Source organism: Shinella sp. (genome assembly GCF_052438155.1).
Lineage (GTDB): Bacteria > Pseudomonadota > Alphaproteobacteria > Rhizobiales > Rhizobiaceae > Shinella.
Map to the genome: position 1 here is coordinate 629,409 of NZ_JBQVPI010000001.1, position 22,789 is coordinate 652,197.

A 22,789-nucleotide genomic window follows, 5' to 3' on the forward strand; every position below is an offset into this window, starting at 1 on the left:
CATCTACTGGCACTTCGCCAATCGCGCGGATCTCGTGCTGGAACTCTACAATTCGCTTCCCATGCCGCAGGAAGAGCTGATTGCCCGCGAACTGGAAGCCGAGAATGCCGATGTCTTCGGCGTTCTTGAACGTGTCGGCCGGGAGTGGCTCGAACTGCTCGCGACCGATGAGCACCGCCAGCGCATCCTCTCGATCCTGCTGCGCTGCGACAATACCGGCGAATTCGCCGTCATCTCCGAACGCCAGAACGATCTTGACGACGAGCACATGCAGGCGCTGGAAGCGGCTTTCTTGAAGGCGCAAGTGCAGGGCAAGCTTGGCAGCGCCTGGACGCCGCGCTCGGCGGCATCCATGCTGCGCTGGGTCATTAAAGGGCTTTGCTCGGAATGGCTGCTGTTCGGCCGGCGGTTCGACGTCGCCAGCGAGGGCAAGGATGCCCTTCACCGCCTGTTCGCCACCTATGGCGCGCCCGCGACGTCAGCCTGATCCCTTGCGGAAAGCCTCCAGCCGCGCGATCCACGCCTCGCCGAGCTTCCATCGCCTCAGCACCGAAACCGGATCTTCCGCATCGAGCCGCGAACAGATGCGGTAGATCTCCAGCACCTCCGGCGCCATGTCGCCGCGCTGGCAGAAATACATCGCCGCTGCATAGCGCGCGCGCCCGGACCATTCGGCACCGGGTGGCGTGGTGATGATCTCCCAGTTGCGGCGCGTTTCCTCGTCCATGTTACGTCAGGCCGGGCGGGGTCGCCGTGCGGCGCGCGAGCTTGACGAAAGGCCGTGGCACGATCTTCGCGCGCTTCATCATCTTCTGGTACTTCAGCTCTCGCATCGCATAGATCTCGACCCAGAGGTCATCGGTGAATTTCGAACCGTAGGGCCGTTCGAGGCTGGCGATGGCGATGTTGCGCTTGGCCGTCGGCGACCAGATCGCGGCTGTGACGAGGCCCGCCTCGTGCTTTTTTCGATGATAGACGATGGCATGCTCGGCGGGAATATTTCCTTCGATTTCAAGGCCGACGAGGATGTGCTTGAGAGTTTGATTCCGCCTCGCATCGAGGATCGCCCGGCGCCCGTTGAAGTTCGGTTTGTCCGGATCGACCAGCCAGTCGAGACCGATTTCGTCGGGCATGCGCACGCGTTGGGCGCGAAGCGAGCCTTCGGCGGTCACGAAATCTGCATTGGCGACGATGAAGCCGGCTTCGATGCGCGTCTGGTTGAGGGCGCCATAGCCGATGGCGCGGATGGCGTGCTCCTGCCCGGCGGCCCACACGCGATCCCACAGCGAGAGCGCCTTGGCCCGAGGAACGAAGAGTTCGTAACCGAGGTCACCGGTGAAGCCGGTTCGGGAAATCGTCACCTCGCCATTCTCATGCGGGAAGGCGGCGATATCGAAGGGTTTCAGCCTCTCCGCGCCCGCAAAGCCGGCGTCGCGCAGTACGGCGTAACTGGTCGGACCCTGCAAAGCGAGACCGGCGATTTCCTCCGTTTCCTCGCGGATATCGACGGTGAAGCCGAACGCGCTGTCGAGCAGCCAGGGGAGGTGGCGCTCCTGGCAACACAGGCGGAATTCCTGTTCGCCAAGGCGGAAGAGCGTGCCATCGTCCAGGACATGGCCATGGTCGTCGCACCAGGCGGTGTACTGCACGCGGTTGACGCCCAGCTTGCGCACGTCGCGCAGCGTCAGGCGGTTGAGGTAGCGTTCGGCATCCGGGCCGATGATGCGGTATTTCACCATCGGCGAAATATCGAAAAGGGCGGCGGTGGAGCGGATGGCGAAATATTCGAGTTCGCCGTCGAACAGCGAATGCGGCGCCTTGTAGCCGGCCCAGTTGTACCAGTCGTTGACCTCGCTCAGCGCCATCAGCCGGTCGTGGAACGGTGTTTCCAGACGAGGGGCGAGGATGTGGTCGCGGGCGACGCGGCGCAGTTCGGCGGCGGATTTCGTCATGGCGTTCATGCTTTCGCTCCCGAAAGGATGTGGCGGGCCGCGTTCCAGCCCGGCAGGCCGGAGATACCGCCGCCCGGATGCGCGCCGGCGCTGGCGAGATACAGGCCCTCGATCGGCGTCGTGTAGCCGGAGGCAGCACTTGTTGGCCGGTTGATCAGCAACTGGTCGGCCTGCAATTCGCCATGATGCCAATGGCCACCGGGCAGGTTGTACTCCGCCTCGATATCGACGGGCGTCATCAGGTTGGCTGCGACGACGGATTTGCCGATGCCGCGGGCATGACGCTCCAGGGTCTCCAGGATGATCTTGAGGAACTCCGGCTTACCGGTTTCCCACCCTGCCTTGAGGCGATAGGGGGCATACTGAACCAGGGCCGAGAGTGTACAGCCTCCGCCCGGAGCGAGCGACGTGTCGATGAGGCTCGGCAGCGTCACTTCCATCACCGGATCGGGAGAGAATTCGCCGTATTTCGCGGGGTTGAAGGCGCGTTCGACCTGTTCCATCGACTGAACCAGCACGATGCGCCCGTTGCGGGCATCCACCGGCAGGCCCTCGAAGTCCGGAATGCGGTCCAGCGCAAGGTCGAGCTTGGCCACATTGCCGTAACTGCGCACGTTCTTGACCGAGCGCACGAAGCCGGTGCCGCTTTCGGCAGGGTCGACGAGATTGAGGAAGGTCGTCTGCGGATGGATCGCCGAGACGACGATGGGCGCGGCGATCTCCGTGCCGTCACGGGTGACGACGCCGCTCGTCCTGCCGCGAGCGGCCAGGATGCGGCCGACCGGCGTGCCGCAGCGGATGGTGACTCCGGCCTTTTCCGCGGCGCGCACGAAGGCGGGTGCGACGCTTGCCATGCCGCCTGATGGCACGAACTGGCCGCCGATCTTTCCGGCGACGTCACCTGTCAGGCGATAGTAGAGGCCGAGCAGCGAGGTCGGTGAGCGGGGCCCGAGATGGATGCCAAGCGTTGCATCGAAGGCGAGCAGCCCTTTCAACCGGTCGTCGCTCAGATATTCGTCCGAAACGTCGGCGACGTTCATCAGCAGCATGCGCAGGAAGTCACGGCCCTCGCTGCGTCCGTTGCGGATCAGCCCGAAGCCGGCGGCGGCGAAGGTGGAGAGGTCGCCAAGCGAGATCGCGCCGATCTGCGGCGGCGGGCGGCGCAGGAACCGCTTCAGGATACCGGCCTGGAAAATGAGTTTTTTGCGCAAGGCTGTAAACGCCGCATCCTCCTCGGCGGAGACACCGGCGATGCTCTCGCCGTAGGCGCCATGCAGCGTTATGGCCTTGCCGGAGCCATCGAGCACGGTCGTGGGCAGCAGCGTCCCGTCGCCGGTCAGCTCGAGGCCGATATCACGCGCCACGTCCGCATCGAGCCGGTTGACGAGATGCGCAAGACCGGCGGAGCGGAAGCCCGGGGCAAATTCATGCCCGCGTGTCGCGCCGCCCGGCGCATTCGCCGCTTCCAGCACCAGCACCCTGCGGCCGCCCTTGGCGAGGCGGGTGGCGGCGGCGAGCCCGTTGTGGCCGGCGCCGATAACGATCGCATCAAATGACGTCATGGGCTTTGCTCATCTGTTCGGGGGTGCGCTTCAGGTCTCGCAGGATTTCGGCGGCGGCGTTGCGGCCGGGTGCACCCATCACGCCCCCGCCCGGATGGGTAGAGGAGCCGCACATGTAGAGCCCATGGATGGGGCTGCGGTACTGGGCGTAACCCGGTACCGGCCGGTTGAAGAGAAGCTGGTCGAAGGTGAGTTCGCCTTGAAAAATGTTGCCCTCGGTGAGACCCACCTCGTTTTCGATTTCGCGCGGGGTGCGCACTTCCATGTGCACGATGCGGTCGCGGAAGCCGGGCGAATAGTCGGCGATCTGGCTGATGACGGTTTCGGCGAAGGCGTCGCGGTTGGCATCCGTCCAGTCGTGGCCCTCCACTTTCGGCGGGCAGTACTGCACGAAGCAGCTCATGAAATGTTTGCCGGGCGAGGCCATGGTGGGGTCGAGCGTCGTCGGGATCACCATGTCGAGGAACGGATCGGCGGACCAGCGTCCGTCCTTCCAGTCGTCATAGGCGCGCTCCATGCGCTCGATGGAATCGGTGAAGTGCATGTCGCCGCGCATGCAGGAAGAGCCTTCCGGCAGCGCCGGGAATTCCGGCAGGCTGTCGAGCGCGATGTTCACCTTGCCCGATGAACCGCGCATCTTGAAGTGCTTGACCCGGTGGACGAACTCGCCGGGCAGGGCGTCCTCGTCGACGAGCTTCAGGAAGGTGCGCTTCACATCGGCATTGGAGACAACGAGGTTGGCGTGGATTTCGTCGCCATTCGCCAGCACGACGCCGGTGGTTCGTCCGCCGCGGGTGAGGATTTTCGAGACTTCGGCATCGGTACGGATTGTGCCGCCAACAGATTCGAAGGAACGGGCGAGCGCCTGCGTCACCGCGCCCATGCCGCCGCGGGCATAGCCCCAGGCGCCGACGGAGCCGTCCACTTCACCCATGTAGTGATGGAGAAGGACGTAGGCCGTGCCGGGCGACATCGGGCCAAGTGCCGTGCCGATGATACCCGAGAGCGCCAGGTAGGCCTTGATGGCATCCGTCTCGAAATACTCATCGAGATAATCGGAAATCGACATGGTCCAGAAGCGCAAGGTCTCGGCCATTTCGTGCGGGCTGAACTCGCCGAATTTCTTGGCGAGGTAGAGGAATTCCGAGATGTCGCGCGGGCGGAAGCCGAACGGGTCCGGCGCGGTGCGCATCAGGAGCGGCTGGATGAAGCGGCACTGGCGCGTCACGTCGCGGGCATAGCGTTCGTAAGCCTCGGCGTCGCGCTTTGAGTAGCGGGCGAATTCGCGGCGGTGGCTGTCGTGGTCGCGGTAGGAGGCGAGGTAGTCGCCATCGCGGGTGAAGACCGCGCCGCCCTCATAGGCGATGACCTGGAGGCCGTGTTTCGGCAGTTCGAGATCGCGCATGATCTCGGGCCGGAACAGCGAGCAGACATAGGAACAGTTGGAATAGAGAAAGCCGGGCGTGAGCTCCCGGCTGGTCGCGGCACCGCCGACCCAGCCGTTCTTTTCCACCACCACGACCTTGAGGCCGGCGCGCTGCAAATAACACGCCGTGACCAGCCCGTTGTGGCCGCCACCGACGATCAGGGCATCGTACTTTTGCATTTTGGATGTCTCCCTTGTTTCTAAAAGCTGCATCAAAAGCAAAATGTTGTCCAGTTATTCTGAATGATCATTCAGCAAGTATCTTGCAATCGCCTGATTATGCGCTAGAATTTCGACCTATCAGAAAGCGCGCCGGTTCTGTGGCCGCTGGAGCAGGGATTGCCATGGTGGCAACGAACGAGGACGGCGCGGCGTCAGAGCCGGAATATGACGAGGCGGCGATCCGCTTCCTCGGCGTATTGTGGGGCGAGGGCTATCTTTCACCCGGCGGGCCGGCAGAGGTCGATCGCGTGCTGGCGGGTGTCGATCTCAAGGGGCGCCGCGTTCTCGATTTCGGCTGCGGCGCCGGCGGCATAACCCTGCACATCGCCAGGTCTCAAGGGCCAGCGGAGATCGTCGGTTATGATGTCGAGCAGCCTGTTGTCGAACGGGCGAGGACGGCGGCGGTAACGCAGGGGCTTTCCTCCATCGCGCGCTTCGTTTCCAGCCCGCCGGGTAGTCTGCCGTTCGGCGACGATGAATTCGATATCGTGTTCTCCAAGGATGCGATGATCCATGTGCCGGACAAGCAGGCACTCTTTGCCGAACTCTTCCGCGTCCTGAAACCCGGCGGCGTCTTCGCTGCATCCGACTGGCTGATCGGTCATGACGGTGAGCCGAGCCCCGACATGAAGGACTATATCGCCGCCGAGGGCCTGAGCTTCGGCATGGCCTCGTCGCGCCATTATCTGAGGGCCATGGCCGTCGCGGGGTTCGTCGATTGCACCGCCGAGAGCCGCAATATCTGGTATCGCGAGGTGGCGCGCGGTGAGTTGGCACGCCTGAAAGGCCCGCTTTATGACGAGGCTGTCGCGGCCGTCGGCGAGGCCTATGTGGAGAAGAATATCCGCACCTGGACAGCCATGCAGAAGGTTCTTGACAGCGGGGAGCATTGTCCCACTCATCTGCGCGCAAGCAAGCCGGCCGCGGGAGAACGCCTGTGACCGTGCTCATGAAAAATCCCAAAGGCAAGGTGACGGTGAAGATGCGGGCAAGCGGGGCTGAACAGGGCTCGGGCGACGGCGAGAAGCGGGGCCGCAAGGCCTCCAAGGAAACGAGACGGCAGCAGCTCATCGAGGCGACGATCGATTCGCTTGCCAAGCGCGGTTACTCCGATACCACGCTGGCCGATGTGGCGGATGGCGCCGGCCTTTCCCGCGGCATCGTCAATTTCCATTTCGAGAGCAAGGAAAACCTGCTCGTCGCCACGCTGCAGTTCATGTCGGAAGAGTATGGCGACCACTGGAATGCCGCGCTGGAAAAAGCCGGCCCAAGCGTGGCGAGCCGCATCTGGGCCGTCGTGCATGCCGATTTCGACCGCAAGATCTGCACCAAGCGCAAACTTGCCGCCTGGTGCGCCTTCTGGGGCGAGGCGAAGTCGCGGCCGACCTACCAGGCGCTCTGTGGTGCACGCGACGTCAAATACCAGGAAACCGTGATCGCGCTCTGCACTGAGCTGAAGGCGGAGGGGGATTATGCCTATGAGCCGGAGCCTATGGCGCTGTCGCTCTGCGTCATGCTGGAAGGCCTGTGGCTGCGCCTGACGATGGGCGACGGCACCACGCGGGAGAAGGCGCTGGAGGCGGCGATCGCCTTTGTCGTGATCGCCTTCCCGAAACATCTCACGATCCAAGGACCAAAACCACACTACAGCGCCGCGCGTCAGGAATGACGCGCGGCGCTGTAGCACTTTGATTATGCAGTAGGGAGCCCGAAAACGGGGAAGGAGCACGGCATGAAGACAACAAACACGGCCAAGCGTTACAGCACGGCGGCACTAGCGGCCTTCCTCGCCCTCGGAACCGCGCTTCCCGCCTTCGCCGCCGATACGCTCACCGTCTTCGACTGGTCCGGCTATGAGGACCCGGCTTTCCATCCCAAATATACCGAAAAGCATGGTGGCTCGCCGGATTTCTCGTTCTTTGGCGATGAGGAAGAAGCGTTCCAGAAACTACGGTCGGGCTTCAAGGCCGATATCGCGCATCCCTGCGCGCAGAGCATCGTGAAATGGCGCGAGGCAGGGTTGCTGGAGCCGCTGGATACGTCGAAGCTGACGTCCTGGAACGACATGCTGCCGAATTTCAAGACGATGAAGAACCTGATGACGTCGGAAGACGGCACGGCGTGGTTCATTCCCTTCGAGTGGGGCAACACGGTGCTCACCTACCGCACGGATACGGTGAAGCCGGAAGAAATCGCCTCGTTGAAAGCCTTCGCTGATCCGAAGTTCAAGGACCGCGTGTCGATCGGCGACAATGTCGACGACGCCTATGCTCTGGCGGGCCTTGCCATCGGCCTCAAGGACCTGACGGCGATGACGGACGCGCAATTCCAGGAGGCCTCCGCCTTCCTGCGCGAGGTGCACAAGAACGTGCGGCTCTACTGGACGGACAACACGGATCTCAGCCAGGCTATGGCCAGCGGCGAAGTTGATCTCGCCTGGGCCTGGAACGAGACGGCGACCACTCTGCAGGCGGACAGCCAGCCGGTCGCCATCAAGAAGGACACGAAGGAAGGGCTTTCCACCTGGGTTTGCGGCTATTCGCGGCTCAAGGGCGGTGAAGGCAGCCCTGATCTCGCCTATGACTACCTGAACGCGGTCACCGACGCCGCCGTCGCCGCCTACATGGTCGAAAGCTGGGGCTATGGCCATTCCAATGCCAAGGGCATGGCCGCGGTGGATCCGAAGATCCTTGCAGACAAGGGCTATGCGGATGTCGATGCCTTCGTCGCCAACACGCTGTTCCAGGCACCGATTCCGACGGAACTGCGGCAGAAGATGATCGCCGAATTCGAGAAGATCAAATCGGGTTATTGAGGGGATCGCCCTTCATCCGCCTACTGGCACCTTCTCCCCCAAGCGGGGGAAGGTGTTTGTCGCGATGCGGGGGTGGTTTACACCCGCGAAACCGGCGGGTCCTCTGCCAGAAGCACGAAGGCATCGGGATCGTAGGCGAGGCGGATTTCTGTGCCGACAGGCAGGTCGTCCGCGCCAAAATTGTTCGTCTCGACCATGGAGAGCGGCTGTTCCAGCCCGTCGATGCCGACCGTCAGGTGGGTGACCTCGCCGAAATAGGCACGGTTCTCGATGCGGCCGGTGAGTTCGTGCGGCGCGCGGTCGTCGTCCCATAGCAGGCGCAGGCGCTCCGGGCGGATGCCGACGGTGACGTGGCCATCGGCGGCAGCAAAGCCCTGTGGCTTGACCAGATTGACGGCACCGAAGCGCGCGGCATCGACGGAGACGGCATTGGCCTGTTCGCCGAGCACTTTCGCCGTCAAAAAGTTCATGCCGCCGAGGAAATCGGCGACTTTTCGCGTGCGCGGGCGCTGGTAGATTTCCTTGGGGCTGGCGATCTGGGCGATGCGGCCGCCGAACATCACGGCGATGCGGTCGGAAAGCGCGAGCGCTTCGTACTGATCGTGCGTGACAAGGATGAAGGTGATGCCGACCGCCTTTTGCAGCGTGCGCAGTTCCACCTGCATTTCCTCGCGCAGCTTCTTGTCGAGGGCGGAGAGGGGTTCGTCGAGCAGCAGCACCTTCGGGCGCATGACGAGGGCGCGGGCGAGGGCCACGCGTTGGCGCTGGCCGCCGGAGAGTTCGTGCGCCTTGCGTTGGCCGAGGCCCGAAAGGCGCACCATATCGAGCGCATCGCCGACGCGCTTCTTCTCGTCCTCCGGGGAAAGTTTTAGCCGTTTCAGGCCGTAGGCGACGTTTTCCGAGACGTCGAGATGCGGGAAGATAGCGTAGCTCTGGAACACCATGTTGGTCGGCCGCCTGTTCGGCGGCAGCGCCAGCGAGGGCACACCGTCGATATAGATCTCGCCGGCCGTCGGCGTCTCGAAGCCGGCGATGGAGCGCAGAAGCGTGGTCTTGCCGCAACCGGAGGGGCCGAGCAGCGAGAAGAATTCGCCCTCGGCGATCGACAGCGACACGTCGTCGAGCGCCTTGTAGATGCCGTAGAACTTCGACACGTTTTCGATCTGGATCATCGCGCGGTCGGGCATGGACGGCTCCTAGGGCAGTATGAGCGCCATCTGCGTGCGCCGTTCAGTACGGCGGCGCAGGATTTCGGCGAGGGTGAGCATGAGGATTGAAGCGACGAGCATGATCGTGCCGAGGGCAAACACGCCCGGCAGTTTTGCGGCGAAACGCAACTGGCCCCAGATGTAGACAGGCAGCGTCGGCTCGGTGCCGGAGAGGAAGAAGGCGAGGATGAACTCGTCGAGCGAGATGGTGAAGGTGACGAGCAGGCTGGAGACGATGGCAGGTGCCACCACCGGCAGCGTGACGCGCCGGAAGGTGCCGATGGCGGTTTCGCCGAGATCGTAGGAGGCTTCCTCCAGGCTGCGGTCGAAGCCGTCGAAACCGGAGACCAGCACCGACATGGCATAGGGCACGCAGAACACCGTCTGACCAAGGATGACGGTGAAGAGCGACAGTTCGACGCCCATTGCCAGCACGATCATCAAGAGCGAGACGGCAACGATGATCTCCGGAAGGAAGAGTGGCGCCATGATGAGGCCCGTCGCCGCGCGCTGGCCGCGAAAACGGTAGCGCGTGATGGCACGGGCGGCGCAGATGCCGAGGATCGTTGATAGCAGCGAGACCGAGATGCCGACGACGAGGCTGTTCCAGGCCGCCTCCATCATCACCGAATTGCCGGCGAGCGAGGCGTACCACTTCGTGGTGAAGCCGGCGAGCGGGAAGGTGGTGGTGGCCGCATTGTTGAAGGAGAAGACCGGCAGCAGCAGGATCGGCAGATAGAGGAACAGGAAATAGACCGCGACATAGACCGGCAGCCAGGGAATGAAGCGCAGGCGCTGCGTGAGGAGGCTCATTTGATCCTCCTGACCGTGACTTTCAGTGCGAGGACGACGGCCGCGGCCGCGAGCGACACAAGCACCATGGTCGTGACGGACAGAGCAGCTCCCAGCGGCCAGTTTGCGCCCTTGCCGAACTGTGCCTGGATGGCAGTGGCGATCATCACCCCGTCCTTGCCGCCGACGAGGCGCGGCGTCACGTAGTCCCCGACCGTCGGGATCATCACGATCAGGAAGGCCGAGATGACGCCCGGCAGCGACAGCGGCAGGGTGATGCGGAAGAACGCGCGGATGCGACTATCGCCGAGGTCGCGTGCCGCTTCGATCAACGTGCGGTCGACCTTCTGGAGCGACACATAGATCGGCAGGATGGCGAAGGCCGCCCAGCTGTGCACCAGCGTGATGATGACGGCGTTGGAATTGTAGAGGAGCGAGGTGACCGGCTTGTCGATGAGACCCATCGAGATGAGACCGGTGTTCATGACGCCGCCGTAACCGAGAATGACCTTCCACGACATGACGCGCAGCAGGTAACTGGTCCAACAGGGCACGGTAACGAGGAAGAGCCAGAGGTTCTTGTGCACGCCGCCATGGAAGGAAATGAACCAGGCGACCGGATACGAGAAGACGACGGTAACGACGCTGACCGTCAATGAGATCCACAGCGAGCGGACGAAGAGGTCGCGGTAGATCGGCTCGGTGAGGGCCTGACGGTAGTTTTCCAGTGTAAAGGTGCGGTCGATGTCGAGGTAGTTCTGCGTCCAGAAACTGTAGGCGATGACGATGAGGACCGGGAGAAAAAGCAGCGCCAGCGCGTAGAGGAAGGTCGGCGATACCATGGCGAGGCCGCGGGCCTCTTCGCTCCGCATCCAGGCCCGGTGCCTGGGGGAGGGCGTTTCAGCAACCGAGCCGAACGCCGCCGCCGTCATCGGGCAGAGCTCCGGTCGTGGCAACATTCATAGAGCGTGAGGCTTCCCATTCCCATATGTGCGCCTTTTCGGCTTGAGGAGTGCCGCTGTCCGGCCCTCTCGTGTTCCCTGACAGCAACATGTGCCCAAATCCCCGTTGAAATCAAGCCCCACTTCTGCAATATTGATTGAACGAACATTCAATATGATCTGGAAATATAAAATCTTTCATATTGTTGCTCGTAGATTCTCTTTGTTTAATAATCGATGGAGCGGGACATGGCGGCAATTCCGAAGACGGCGAACGAAGGCATGCGTCCCGACGAACCGGCTGGCGATGAGATCACCCGGCTTGCCGAGCGCCATCTGGTGCAGCCCTGGCCGGTTTCCGGCTCCATCGGTGCCGAAGCGCGTGGGCGCATCCTGTCGGGCGAGGGCATCTATGTGACCGATGCCTCCGGCCGGAAGCTGATCGATGGCCCTGCCGGCATGTGGTGCGTCAATGCCGGTCATCGCAACAAGGAGCTGGCCGATGTCATGGCGTCGCAGGCCATGGAGCTTTCTTACAATTCGCCCTGGTACACGACGAATACGCCCTCTGCCGTGCTATCGGCGCGATTGGCGGCGCATGCGCCGGATGGTGTCGACCATGTGTTCTACACGACCGGCGGTTCTTCGGCGGTCGAGACGGCGCTGCGCTTCATGCAGTTCGCCAATAATGTGAAGGGCCGGCCGGAGAAGAAACTGACCGTCTCCCGGCAGGGCGGCTATCACGGCTCGACTTTTCTTTCGGCCTCGCTCAACGGCCGGCCGCGCGACCATGACTGGATGGACAGCGCGTCCGACCTCGTCGTGAAGCTTTCCTGCCCGAACCCTTTCCGCCGGCCTGAAGGCATGAGCGTCGAGGCCTTCTGCGACTTCCTCGTCGAGGAATTCCGGCAGGTCATAGAAGAGAGAGGCGCGGACACGATCGGCGCCTTCATCGCCGAGCCGGTCATGGCTTCCGGCGGTGTCATCGTGCCGCCGCCCGGTTACCTGAAGCGCATGCACGCGCTCTGCCGCGCAAATGACATCCTGTTCATTGCCGACGAGGTGGTGACCGCCTTCGGACGGCTCGGCCATGTCTTTGCCTCGAAGGATGTCTTCGACATCGAGCCGGACATGATCACCTTCGCCAAGGGTGTCACGTCGGGCTATTTCCCGCTCGGCGGCGTGATGATTGCCGGACGGCTTTTCGAGGAACTGCGCCGGTCGAACCATTCCGAAGCCATGTTCGCGCATGGGCTCACCTATTCCAGCCATCCGGTCGGCTGCGCCGTGGCGCTGAAGAACCTCGATATCCTGGAAGGTGGGCTTTTGGAGCATACGCTGGCGGTGTCGGACCACTTCCAGAAAAGCCTGAAGGCGCTGGAGGACCTGCCGCTGGTTGGCGAGGTGCGGGGTCTCGGGCTGATGGCCTGCGTCGAATGTGTCGCCGACCGTGCCAGCAACAATCCGCTGACGCTCGACCTCGAAGTCGGCAAGCGCATCGACAAACATTGCCAGGAACTCGGCCTTCTGGTGCGCCCGCTCATTAACATGTGCGTGATGTCGCCGCCGCTCACCATCTCGCTTTCGCAGATCGACGACATGACGGCGATCCTGCGCAAGGGCATCGAGCTCACCATGGACGATCTTGTCCGCGAGGGGCTCTGGAAGGGCTAAGCCCTTCTGTAGAAAGTACGTTTGGAGCGACCATTCCCCGGTCCAAACGGTTGAGGCCCGCGAAAGCGGGCCTCTTTTTTGCGCGCCGTTTCCACAGGGAGACCGGCCGACCCGCCAGCGCGGGCGCCGCAGCAAAGGCTTGCACTCATGCGGCGCATGATGGCATTAGGGCTCCTTCTTCGGAGAATGGCACATGAGCAACGACACAAAAGCAACGCGGCCGTGGGCGCGACTGGTCCTTATCGCATCGCTTTTTGCGTGGGCGCCGCTTGCCGCCGCCACACCGTCCCAGGCCACGCCCGTTCTCGTCGTCGATGCCGACAGCCACCAGGTGCTCTACGAGGAGGATGCCGGCGCGCCGTGGTATCCCGCCTCCACGACCAAGCTGATGACGGCGCTCGTCGTGTTCGAAGCGCTGAAAGCCGGTGAAGTGACCATGTCGACGCCGGTGGTGATGACCCGCAATGCCACAAAGCAGGCATTTCTCGAGTCCGGCCTGACCTTCGGGCGGACGATGACGCTCGAAGACGCGCTCTATGCCGTGATTACCGCATCGGCCAACGACGTCGCCGTAGCCCTTGCCGAAGCCGTGGCATCCGACGAAGCATCCTTCGTTGTGCGGATGAACAAGACGGCGGTGCGTCTCGGCCTCACCGGCACCCACTATTCCAATCCGAACGGCCTGTTCGACAAGACGAACTATACGACCGCGCGGGATCTCGCGATCCTGGGCATGGAGGTCGATCGGGTGTTTCCCGGATACAGGCGCTTTTTCCAGGCCTCTTCCGTCACGATCGATGGCAAGGAAATCAAGTCCAACAATCTGCTCCTGACCCGCTTCAGCGGCACGATCGGCATGAAGACGGGCTTCATCTGCGCCTCCGGACGAAACATCGTCGGGCTCGCGACACGCAACGGACGGCGCATGATGGTGGTCATCCTGGGCGCGACGACGGAACGCGAGCGCAACGAGCGCTCTGCGCAGTACCTGACGCAGGCATTCGATGGCCGCCTGCCCACAGGCGCAGGGCTTGTCGAGGGCCTGCAGAACCAAACCGGTGTGGCGCCGGAAGACATGCGTATCCGTCTGTGCACAGACAAGAGTGCGGCCTATGAGGCGAGCCGCGATGCCCTTTACCCGATGGGTCTGCCGGGGCAGGAAAGCTATTTGAAGGACCGGGTAACCGAGCAGGTCCACACCATCGCCACTTGGCCCAGCGAGCATCTTGAGGATGTGCCCCTGCCGAAGTCCCGTCCTTCGTAAAACCTAGTCCCGGCTTTTCAGTCCGGCATTGGTTTCCGCCATCGCCTTTTCCTCCGGCGCGTACTTCAAGGTCATCACCGGCAGCACCTTGCGCAGGTGGTCATGATGCGTGCGCACGCCATATTCGAGGTCGGAGAGGTAGAAGCCGGCAAAGGCGTTGGATGTCATGGCTTCGTTCGACCAGACGGTGAGCTGTACGTCCTCGGCCTGCGTGTCGCGATCGATGCGGAAGGCGAGGTAGCGGGCGAGGCGATGCGCGCGATCCTCCTCGCGGTGGCGGTAGATGCCGCCGCGCAGCATCGTCTTGCCGACGGCCACCGGAAATTCCTGATAGAATTGCACGGTTTCCGGCGTGACGGCGATGACGCAGTTCGGGAAGAGGCCGAAATAGATCCAGGCCTTGCGCAACTGTTCCGGCAGGTGCGGGTTCTCCTGCGAGATCTTCACATAGTTGCGCACGCTCCAGCGGCGGCCGGCATGGGGATTGTAGGTCGCGAAAGAGCGGCAAAGACCATTGATGAAAGGCTCGTCATAGTAGGTGGAGCCGTAGAGGTCCTGCAAAGCCGGATGGGCCATGGCGACGTGGTAGCCCTCGTTGTCGACGTCGCGCACCGACTTCCAGTTGACTGGCGTTTCTTGCGTCCAGATTTCGCCAGACGGCACCATCTCTTCAGAGCGGTAGTGGGAAAGCTCCTGCTCGAAGGGTTTCATCAACTCGGCGACGGAGGGCTGTGGGCCGGGCGCGAAGCGGACGAAGACAAAACCCTGCCAGATCTCGCATTCGAGCGATTTCAGCGCGAACTCGTTTTTGTCGAGCGGCGGGAAGCTTTTGGGGCGCGCGGCGCCGCGCAGCGTGCCGTCGAGATTGTAGACCCAGCCGTGGAAGGGACAGACCAGCGCGTTGCGGCAGGTTCCCTTGTCGTCGGCGACGAGGCGGGAGCCGCGGTGGCGGCAGATGTTGTGGAAGGCGCGGACCTCGCCGTCCTGCCCGCGCAGGATGAGCGCGCGTTCGCCGATGACATCCATGGTGAGGTAATTGCCGGGCTCCGGAATGTCGGAGATGTGGCAGGCGATCTGCCAGTGTTCGCGAAAGACATGCTGCTTTTCGAGGTCCAGCAGGGCAGGGCTATGATAACACCAGCCCGGAAGCCCGCTTCTGTCCCAGTCGTTCGGAACGCTGATATCGCGGATCATCTCGTTCATGGTGCTCCCCTTATTTTGCTGAACGTTCATTCAATATAAGCACGATTTCCGTGCAAAAGGAATAGCTTGAGAAAACGCGCTGCCTCAAGAAGAGGAAAACCCCGGTCGCAGGGCGGCCGGGGCAGGGCGGATATCCGGTGAAAAAGCGCGGCAGCGCCGAGGCTTAACGGCAGATTTTCACACGCTTGACGATGAGGTTGCCCCATCTGTCATAGCGCTTGATTTTCTTCCAGAAGCAGTGGCGGTGGTGGCCGTAGTAGTGGGTGACATAGCCGCGGTGATGACCGCCCCAGCCGTGGTCGCCGCCGAAGCCGAAGTAGAACCCACCCGCCTGCGACGGGGCTGCGAAGGATACCGCTGCGATGGTTGCGACAACGGCGGACATGAGGAATTTGCGCATTTCAGTCTCCTCTCTTCCAGTGAATGGATGAACCATTTCATCCGTAGGATCACTGTCGCATGAGGGACTGGATGGCGCTGTTTCGGGTGGAACAGGCCTTATCGGTCGAGTTCAGGGTAATAGCGCTCCATGGTGCTGGGTCGCAGTTTCTCGCCGATCATGCAATCGGCGTCCGTTCCGGCGGTGCGGATGATGCGGGCGGGCGGTTCGACGCCGGAGACTTCCAGGATCAGCTTGCGGCGGATGGCGATGGCGAAGTCCTCGGGCTCCTGCACCGGGAGCACGAAGGCACCGGGGCCGCCGATGACGCAGTTGGAATAATAGTCGTCGAGCGAACCGTAGGCGGCCGAGGGCCGGATCATGATGGCAAGGCCGTTGATGATGATGCCGAGCGCTGTCGCGGCATCCCGCGCCGGTATCACCGGTGGGCCGAAATTGTTGGGGCCGTCGCCGGAAACATCGATGACGCGGCGCATGCCGGAATAGCTGTTGGCATCGAACAGATTTGCGCCATAGGCGATGGCCCCCGAGATCGACGTGCCGCGGCGTGTGGCGATCGGGCGCGCCTCCAGCAGTGCGGCGAAGGCATTGGCATCTTCGGGGTCGGATATGATCTGCCAGGGTAGGCGCGAACTGTCTTGAATCGTGCCCGCCCATTCGAAATAGCTGATGGCGATGCGGCCGGTCAGGCCCTCGCGCACGGCATTGACAAAATCGGGGTGCCGCAATGCCTCGACATAGCCGGCGCGCTGCACCTGCGCTTCTTCCAAATCCATGGACCCGGAGACGTCAACCGCCAGCACCAGTTCGACATCCACCTCCTCCCCGGAGGCAGCGGCGATCTCGGCACCCGCCGTCAGGCTCATCAGCAAGGCAAGCGTCGTCAGCATGACCATCACCCATCCGTGCATATCCCATTCATTAGATGGTGCACGATGGGCGGTTGGAAAGGGTGCATGCTCTTCAAAAATCGGTGATGGCCGGCGAATAGTGCGTGGGTCGCATCCGTTGCCTCAGGACCCGCGACTGCGGGTGCCGAACAGGGCTTGCCGCTTCGAGCAGAGAACGGATCACATGGGTTTCAAGGATATTTTCGCCAGGTTTCGCAGCAGGATATCAGGCGCAGGCGCGGCACCGGCAACACCACTCTCCCCGGAAGAGCAATTGGTCCGCGACTACGACCTCTACCTCGTCGATCTGCATGACGAAATGCCGTCCCTGATCCCACAGCGTGATGCCATGCGCACGGCTTGGCTCAAGGGTGATTTCGAAGCCTACCACCAGGCTTTCGAGGCCGCGCGGGCAAGCGGCGTCATCGCGGACAACGGCAAGCCGCTCTATTCGCTCGTCAAGGACTGGTTCCTCGAGCCTTTCATGGCGCTGCCGGATGATGAGGCGGCTGCGCCGGAGCATGAAGACATGCTGAAACCGTTCCGGGATTTCTTCCATCGCAGCCCCTCGGCCTTTTCCGCCGCCACCTATGCCGATGCCCTGCGCGTCACCGCCTTCGTGCGGCGCGGCACCGGCTGGGGGCGCGATGTGCGGGCCGACCAGTGGCAGGGCTATGAGGAATTGCTGAAGGAGGCCGACGACGTTCTCGATGGCCATGCCGATCCCGAGAATTTCAGCTGGCGGATCAGCGACTATCGACGCTCGGCCAACGAGGGCGATTTCGAAACATTCAAGGCGCGCTTCGAGCGGGCCTGGCTGCTCGACCGCTACAACATAGACCTTTGCCGCTCGCATGCCCGCATGATCATGCCGCGCTGGCTCGGCCGCGACGCACAGGATCTGGAAGACTTTGCGCGGCGTGCCGCGGAGCGGACGAAGGACCGTTTCGGCCTCGGCTTCTACGCGCTGATCCAGCAGGCGAACACCGATGTCGGCGACCATGAACTTGCCGATACGCTGTGTGATCCCGATCTGGTGAAACGGGGTTTCGAGGACTTGCTCGCCCGCTTTCCCGCGCCGAGCGTGATGAACCTCTATGCCGACACGCTGGAATGGATGGGCGACACGGAGGCGCTCGCCGACCTGCTCGAAACCCGGTTCAGGGTGATGGTGCCGCAGATATGGTATGGCGAAACGCGCAGCGACCAGATGTCCTATCTCTTCGCCACGCTGCTCGAAGCGGCGGAGGTTCTGGAAGGGCGAAAGCCCGGCTAGCTACGGATGGAGCGTCCGTGCGCGTCCTTTACAGCGTCGTCAATTGCCGGATCGCCATGTGCTTGTAGGCTTCGACCAGCGCATCACCCTCCGGCCGCGCGACCGAGACGGCAAGGCGCATCGTCGCTTCGCCGAGATGCATGACGAGGAGGGCCGTTGCGTCGATCTTCTGCGGATCGCCGGCCGGCTGCAGTGCCTTCAACCGTTCGGCAAGCAGCGCGCCGTTGCGACGGCTTTCCTCCACCTCCATGACGCGCAGCGCACCGTCCGCCTGCACGGCGGACCAGATGTCGCGGATGACGGGTTCGCCAAGGAAGATCGCGTAATAGGTGTCGATCAGCGCGCCGAAGGCGGTGGCGAGATCGTCCATGCTGGTCACGGTGGCGAGACCTTCGGCGATGCAGGCGCGGCTGTCCTCGTTGCAGCGCTCGGCCAGCGCTCGCACCACGGCGCTCTTGTCCGGAAAATACTGGTAGAGCGAGCCGATCGAGATGCCCGTGCGCTGGGCAAGCTCGCTCATGCGCAGCGCGTCGCTGCCCGTTTCGGCAATCATCCCCGTCGCATTGGCAAGGATGGCGTCCACCCGTTCGCGGCTGCGCTTCTGGCTCGGCGCGCGGCGCATCTGCGTGTCGTTCATCGCTTTCTCCACGGCCCATTCAAATCACGCTTGACAAATACGAGGATTCCTCACATTTTGCAAACATGAGTATTACTCATATTTTGGAGGATGAACGGATGACACGCATTCTGGTTCTGGGCGGTGAGGGCAAGACGGGGCGGCCAATTGCCGAGCGGCTGCGCGAAAAGGGGCATGAGGTGCGGATGGGGTCGCGCTCGGCGGCGATCCCGTTCGATTGGCGCGACGCCTCCGGCTGGCCGGCGGTATTGGAGGGCGTCGAGGCAGTCTACATCGCCTATCAGCCGGACCTCGCCGTACCGGGCTCGGACGACGACATTCGCCGGTTCTCTCGCCTGGCCGCGGAAGCGGGCGTCACGCGCCTCGTTCTGCTTTCGGGCCGCGGTGAGGATGCCGCGGAAGTGAGCGAGGAGGCGATGAAGGAGGCTGGTATCGCCTGGACGGTGCTGCGCGGCAGCTGGTTCTTCCAGAATTTCAGCGAAGGCCTGTTTGCCGAGCCGATCCTTGCCGGCGAACTGGTCCTGCCCTCGGCAACGGTACGCGAACCCTTCGTCGATACGCGCGACATCGCCGACGTCGCGGTGGCGGCGCTGACGGAGGAGGGGCATGCCGGCAAGACCTATGAATTGACCGGTCCGCGGCTGATGACCTTCCGCGAGGCGACGGCGGAATTTTCCGCGGCCGGCGGGCGCGCGGTGACCTATACGCCGGTCACGATCGACGCTTATGCTGCCATGCTGCGCGACGCTCAGATGCCGGAGGATGTCATCTGGCTCGTCACCTATCTGTTCGGCTCGGTGCTCGACGGCCGTAACGAGGCGCTTACCCATGACATCGAGCGCGTGCTCGGCCGACCGCCGCGCGATTTTGCGGATTTCGCCCGTGACGTGGCTGAAACCGGTTTCTGGAGGACCTGATCATGGCAAGCGCCTTTCCCATCCTGACCTTCCTCGCCATCCTTGCGACGGCGCTGAATGCCGGCCTGTTCTTCATCTTCTCCGTCTGCATCATGGCCGCCTTCGCGCGCCTGACGCCAGCGGAAGGGGCTGCGGCGATGAACGCCATCAATGTCGTCATCCAGAACCCCTGGTTCTTCTCGGCCTTCTTCGGCGGCGCGCTGCTGTCGCTGGTGCTGGCTGTTCTCGGTTTCATGCAGGGCGGGGCCGGCGGGCTGATGGCGGCGGCGGGTGGCATCATCTTCCTCGTTGCGGTCATTGGCGTCACGATCGTCTTCAACGTGCCGCTTAACAATGCGTTGGCCGCGGCCCCCGCCGGCAGCTCAGAACAGGCGGCCCTCTGGCAGCGCTATCTCGATGTCTGGACGATGTGGAACCATGTGCGCACGCTTGGTTCGCTCGCCGCGGTCGGGCTTTTCGCGCTGGCCTTCCGCCAAGGGCTCTGAGGCGGGCTGGCGCTCTTCCATCGGGCCTGCTAGCTCTTCTGTCAAACGAATGCCGGAGCCGACCTTGCAGGACATTACCGCCCTTTCTGCCCTTGCCCTTTCCGCCGCCATTGCCGAACGCCGGGTCGACTGCCGCGGCGTGATGGCGGCCTACCTTTCCCGCATCGAGGTGATCAATCCGCGCATCAACGCCATCGTCAGCCTCCGCTCTGCCGAAGACCTTTTGGCTGAGGCGGAGGCGGCCGACCGGGCGCTGGCGGCGGGGGAGCATCGCGGCTGGCTGCACGGCCTGCCGTTTGCTGTGAAGGATCTCTCCGAGGCCAAGGGTATCCTCTGCTCCTTCGGCTCGGCGAACTATGCGGATTTCGTGCCCGACTATGACGACATCCATGTCGAGCGCATCCGCGCGGCCGGCGCCATCATCATCGGCAAGACCAATGCGCCGGAAATGGGCCTCGGCTCGCACAGCTACAATCCGGTCTTCGGCGTTACCCGCAATCCCTACGATACGGGCAGGAGCGCCGGCGGCTCCTCCGGTGGGGCGGCGGCGGCGTTGGCGGCACGGCTGGTGCCGGTCGCCGATGGCAGCGACATGATGGGGTCGCTGCGCAATCCTGCCGGCTTCAACAATGTCGTCGGTTTCCGTCCGTCCTTCGGCCGCGTGCCATCGCTGGGCAACGAGCTTTTCCTCGGCCAGCTCGCGGTGAACGGCCCGATGGGGCGCAGCGTTGCCGATGTCGCAGCACTGTTCGCCACGCAGGCGGGGCACGATCCGCGCGATCCGCTGTCGCTGACCGACGAAAGCCTTTCGCTGGATGCGCATCGCGACCTTTCCGGCGCCCGTATCGGCTGGCTCGGCGATTTCGGCGGTTATCTGCCCTTTGAGCCCGGCGTGCTGGAGCTGTGCCGCGCCTCGCTCGACGTCTTCCGCCGGCTTGGCTGCACTGTCGAGGAGGTCGCGCCCGGCTTCGACATGGCGCGGCTGTGGCAGACCTGGCGCACGCTCCGCCACTTCCTCGTCGCCAACGGGCAGGCGGCGGATTATGCCGATCCGGCGCGGCGCGCACGCATGAAGCGGGAGATGATCTGGGAGGTCGAGGACGGTCAGCAGCTGTCCGCCAACGACGTCTATGCCGCCTCGCTGGCGCGCAGCGACTGGCATCGCCATGTCGCCGGCCTCTTCGAGACTTACGATTTCCTCATTCTGCCGTCGGCGCAGGTCTTCCCCTTCGACGCGGAGCTGGACTGGCCGAAGGCCATCGACGGGCGGGCGATGGATACCTATCACCGCTGGATGGAAGTGGTGATCGGGCCGACGCTGGCGGGGCTTCCCGTCGCGGCCATGCCCGCCGGTTTCGGCGCGAATGGACTGCCGGCGGGCATCCAGATCATCGGCCGGGCGCGCGCTGACCGTGACGTGCTTGCAGCGGCGGCAAGCTACGAAAAGGCGACCGACTGGCTTGGCCAGCATCCCCAATTCTAGGGAGGCAGGGCGGTTCGACACGTCATTGCCGCATTCTCGTGACAGGCAGCCTTGCCGGATGATGAGGACCTTCCGGCGGATTCCTTCAAAAACACGAGGCGCCGTTTAGGAATTGCTTACCATATTTCGTCATTCTTTGCTCGTTCGGCAGAGGTCCGGCGCAGGTCGCGCCGCTCGCCGCCAGCGTAACGGCTTTCGGAGCGTCATCTCCGCGGCCGCGTCGAGTAACGAGTTTCGGGTAACGAGTATCATGGCGTCTGTGTACGAGTCCGCGCGTTCCGCGTCCAAATCCCGTCGGGTCCGTTCCGGGGGTATTCTTCTCAGCGCATTGCTTGCCTGCGGCGTCATCGCCGGGTCCGCCTGGGCCGTCGTCTCGACGCTCAGTGCGATGCAGGATGCGGCGTCCTCGCTTTCGGAAGGCAAGAAGGCGATTGCCGCGTCCCTTCACGGCAAGCCTGTGGTGACCGACAGGAACCGTGTCGAGCGCACGGTGAAGATCGCAAAGTTCTCCCGGCTCTCGCAGCCTTCGGAAAGTGAACGCCGCCAAAGGCAATTGACGGCCGAAGCGGTACAGGTCGCGCACCAGCGCCGGATTTCCATCCAGCTGGCCTCCGCCGTCAAGCGGGAGAAGGCCAAGGCGGCTCTCATCGAGGCGGCCATTGCGCGTGCCGAGCGCTCCGTCGAGCAGGAAAAGGCGATCACCGGTCAGCCGACCATGGTGACGGCGCTGCTTCCCGACGAATCCGCCCGCAAGGACATCCAGCCCTTCGGCCTCGTCATGCAGAAGCCGGAGATCGACGAGGAAAGCATCCTCAGCGAAATTCCCCTGCCGGAAGCCAAGCCGGCGCTTGAGACCGTTACCATCGAGCGCAAGCCGGTGGAAGAAAAACCGGTCGCCCGCACCAAGCGCGAAAAGCAGGACGACAAGGAAGACGTCGCCATCGCGAAGCCAGAGCGCTCGCTGTTCAATGATTTCTTCAAGAGCAAGGGCAGCGGGGGAACCGGCTGGCCGGGCAAGGGTACGAGGGTGGCGATCTATGACGTCTCCAACGCGACCGTCTACATGCCCGACGGCACGAAGCTGCGTGCCCATTCCGGCATCGGCAAGATGCGCGACAACCCGGACTATGAGCACATCAAGATGACAGGCCCGACGCCGGCCGGCATCTACCGCCTGAAGATGCGCGAGCGGCGCTTCCACGGCGTCGAGGCGATCCGCATGACGTCGATCGACGGCCGTGACCCGAAGAACCGCACGGGCCTGCTGACGCACACCAACCTGCTGCGCGGCCAGAAAGGCTCGCACGGCTGCGTCGCCTTCCAGAACTACGAGCCGTTCCTCAATGCTTTCAAGCGTGGCCACATCAACATGATGGTCGTGGTACCGGAGCTGCCGTCGTCGCGCACGCGGCTCGCGGCGCTCTACCGCAAGGCCGGCGCCTGAGATTTACGGATATTTGTGATGACACCGGCGCCGTGTGCGCCGGTTTTTTCATGCGCGCTCTTTCCAGCGCGCATTCATATGATTTTTTTCTGAATGTTACGCCGAACACCAGTTTGGTTTAGCAATTGCTAAGAATTTTCAGCCAATTCTAATAGGACTGCCGGATTGGCCGGTTCTTTGACTGTTTCGTGCTGGGGA

At 63.2% G+C, this 22,789-nt stretch carries 22 protein-coding genes; 11 read left to right on the forward strand and 11 right to left on the reverse strand.

Features of this window, described 5'->3' with window-relative positions; genetic code table 11:
* Window positions 1–487, forward strand: a 487-nt coding sequence (locus ACT6VE_RS02905; RefSeq protein WP_444797112.1) for a TetR family transcriptional regulator, incomplete at its 5' end; no start/stop codon positions are given.
* Here ACT6VE_RS02905 and ACT6VE_RS02910 read toward each other — a convergent pair.
* The 4 genes from ACT6VE_RS02910 to ACT6VE_RS02925 are packed head-to-tail and all read right to left on the reverse strand — an operon-like array spanning window position 479 to window position 5,120.
* On the reverse strand, window positions 479–727 hold the full coding sequence (locus ACT6VE_RS02910) for a hypothetical protein (RefSeq protein WP_444797113.1): 249 nt from the start codon (window positions 725–727) through the stop codon (window positions 479–481). The genes ACT6VE_RS02905 and ACT6VE_RS02910 overlap by 9 nt on opposite strands.
* A 1-nt stretch (window position 728) precedes the next feature.
* Entirely contained in the window at window positions 729–1,952 is a 1,224-nt protein-coding gene (locus ACT6VE_RS02915) for an aminomethyltransferase family protein (protein WP_444797441.1), read from the reverse strand.
* Between the two features lie 5 nt (window positions 1,953–1,957).
* Window positions 1,958–3,514 (reverse strand): phytoene desaturase family protein, encoded by a 1,557-nt coding sequence (locus ACT6VE_RS02920; RefSeq protein WP_444797114.1) that lies wholly within the window; start codon window positions 3,512–3,514, stop codon window positions 1,958–1,960.
* On the reverse strand, window positions 3,501–5,120 hold the full coding sequence (locus ACT6VE_RS02925) for a phytoene desaturase family protein (RefSeq protein ID WP_444797115.1): 1,620 nt from the start codon (window positions 5,118–5,120) through the stop codon (window positions 3,501–3,503). The genes ACT6VE_RS02920 and ACT6VE_RS02925 overlap by 14 nt, the downstream gene beginning before the upstream one ends.
* A gap of 164 nt (window positions 5,121–5,284) precedes the next feature.
* On the opposite strand from ACT6VE_RS02925, the gene ACT6VE_RS02930 reads away from it, so the two are divergent.
* From ACT6VE_RS02930 to ACT6VE_RS02940, 3 genes are all read left to right on the forward strand, one after another.
* On the forward strand, window positions 5,285–6,103 hold the full coding sequence (locus ACT6VE_RS02930) for a class I SAM-dependent methyltransferase (RefSeq protein ID WP_444797116.1): 819 nt from the start codon (window positions 5,285–5,287) through the stop codon (window positions 6,101–6,103).
* Window positions 6,104–6,144: 41 nt separating this feature from the next.
* Window positions 6,145–6,831: a TetR family transcriptional regulator C-terminal domain-containing protein gene (locus ACT6VE_RS02935; protein ID WP_444797442.1), complete on the forward strand. Its 687-nt coding sequence runs from the start codon at window positions 6,145–6,147 to the stop codon at window positions 6,829–6,831.
* A 63-nt stretch (window positions 6,832–6,894) separates the two neighbouring features.
* Window positions 6,895–7,977 carry an extracellular solute-binding protein gene (locus tag ACT6VE_RS02940; protein WP_444797117.1) on the forward strand — a complete coding sequence of 361 codons (1,083 nt, stop codon included), beginning with the start codon at window positions 6,895–6,897 and terminating at the stop codon, window positions 7,975–7,977.
* A gap of 77 nt (window positions 7,978–8,054) precedes the next feature.
* Here ACT6VE_RS02940 and ACT6VE_RS02945 read toward each other — a convergent pair whose 3' ends face one another.
* The 3 genes from ACT6VE_RS02945 to ACT6VE_RS02955 are packed head-to-tail and all read right to left on the reverse strand — an operon-like array spanning window position 8,055 to window position 10,909.
* A complete protein-coding gene (locus ACT6VE_RS02945) occupies window positions 8,055–9,149 on the reverse strand; it encodes an ABC transporter ATP-binding protein (protein WP_444797443.1) in 1,095 nt (364 codons plus the stop codon).
* Between the two features lie 24 nt (window positions 9,150–9,173).
* Complete coding sequence (locus ACT6VE_RS02950) at window positions 9,174–9,998, reverse strand: ABC transporter permease (protein ID WP_444797118.1); 825 nt, start codon at window positions 9,996–9,998, stop codon at window positions 9,174–9,176.
* Window positions 9,995–10,909, reverse strand: coding sequence for an ABC transporter permease (locus ACT6VE_RS02955; RefSeq protein ID WP_444797119.1), 915 nt, complete (start codon window positions 10,907–10,909; stop codon window positions 9,995–9,997). The genes ACT6VE_RS02950 and ACT6VE_RS02955 overlap by 4 nt, the downstream gene beginning before the upstream one ends.
* 291 nt (window positions 10,910–11,200) lie before the next feature.
* Here ACT6VE_RS02955 and ACT6VE_RS02960 point away from each other — a divergent pair, with 291 nt between their 5' ends.
* Window positions 11,201–12,592, forward strand: a complete 1,392-nt coding sequence (locus tag ACT6VE_RS02960) for an aminotransferase (RefSeq protein WP_444797444.1) — start codon at window positions 11,201–11,203, stop codon at window positions 12,590–12,592.
* 193 nt (window positions 12,593–12,785) lie between these two features.
* Window positions 12,786–13,856, forward strand: a complete 1,071-nt coding sequence (locus tag ACT6VE_RS02965; RefSeq protein ID WP_444797120.1) for a D-alanyl-D-alanine carboxypeptidase family protein — start codon at window positions 12,786–12,788, stop codon at window positions 13,854–13,856.
* Between the two features lie 3 nt (window positions 13,857–13,859).
* Here ACT6VE_RS02965 and ACT6VE_RS02970 read toward each other — a convergent pair whose 3' ends face one another.
* From ACT6VE_RS02970 to ACT6VE_RS02980, 3 genes are all read right to left on the reverse strand, one after another.
* Window positions 13,860–15,059, reverse strand: a complete 1,200-nt coding sequence (locus ACT6VE_RS02970; protein WP_444797121.1) for an aromatic ring-hydroxylating oxygenase subunit alpha — start codon at window positions 15,057–15,059, stop codon at window positions 13,860–13,862.
* Window positions 15,060–15,222: 163 nt separating this feature from the next.
* Window positions 15,223–15,459, reverse strand: coding sequence for a hypothetical protein (locus ACT6VE_RS02975; protein ID WP_444797122.1), 237 nt, complete (start codon window positions 15,457–15,459; stop codon window positions 15,223–15,225).
* 98 nt (window positions 15,460–15,557) lie between these two features.
* Window positions 15,558–16,349, reverse strand: a complete 792-nt coding sequence (locus tag ACT6VE_RS02980; protein ID WP_444797123.1) for a DUF1194 domain-containing protein — start codon at window positions 16,347–16,349, stop codon at window positions 15,558–15,560.
* 184 nt (window positions 16,350–16,533) lie between these two features.
* Between ACT6VE_RS02980 and ACT6VE_RS02985 the strand changes: the two genes are divergently transcribed.
* Entirely contained in the window at window positions 16,534–17,625 is a 1,092-nt protein-coding gene (locus ACT6VE_RS02985; protein ID WP_444797124.1) for a hypothetical protein, read from the forward strand.
* Window positions 17,626–17,653: 28 nt separating this feature from the next.
* Here the strand turns inward: ACT6VE_RS02985 and ACT6VE_RS02990 are convergent, their stop codons facing one another.
* On the reverse strand, window positions 17,654–18,262 hold the full coding sequence (locus ACT6VE_RS02990) for a TetR family transcriptional regulator (protein ID WP_444797125.1): 609 nt from the start codon (window positions 18,260–18,262) through the stop codon (window positions 17,654–17,656).
* A 98-nt stretch (window positions 18,263–18,360) separates the two neighbouring features.
* Here ACT6VE_RS02990 and ACT6VE_RS02995 point away from each other — a divergent pair, with 98 nt between their 5' ends.
* The 4 genes from ACT6VE_RS02995 to ACT6VE_RS03010 all read left to right on the forward strand — a co-directional run bounded on the left by ACT6VE_RS02995 (window position 18,361) and on the right by ACT6VE_RS03010 (window position 22,591).
* Window positions 18,361–19,179, forward strand: coding sequence for an NmrA family transcriptional regulator (locus tag ACT6VE_RS02995; RefSeq protein WP_444797126.1), 819 nt, complete (start codon window positions 18,361–18,363; stop codon window positions 19,177–19,179).
* Between the two features lie 2 nt (window positions 19,180–19,181).
* Window positions 19,182–19,664 carry an anthrone oxygenase family protein gene (locus ACT6VE_RS03000; RefSeq protein ID WP_444797127.1) on the forward strand — a complete coding sequence of 161 codons (483 nt, stop codon included), beginning with the start codon at window positions 19,182–19,184 and terminating at the stop codon, window positions 19,662–19,664.
* Between the two features lie 64 nt (window positions 19,665–19,728).
* Window positions 19,729–21,147, forward strand: coding sequence for an amidase (locus ACT6VE_RS03005; RefSeq protein WP_444797128.1), 1,419 nt, complete (start codon window positions 19,729–19,731; stop codon window positions 21,145–21,147).
* Window positions 21,148–21,397: 250 nt separating this feature from the next.
* Complete coding sequence (locus tag ACT6VE_RS03010; RefSeq protein ID WP_444797129.1) at window positions 21,398–22,591, forward strand: tlde1 domain-containing protein; 1,194 nt, start codon at window positions 21,398–21,400, stop codon at window positions 22,589–22,591.
* The last annotated feature ends 198 nt before the right edge of the window (window positions 22,592–22,789 follow it).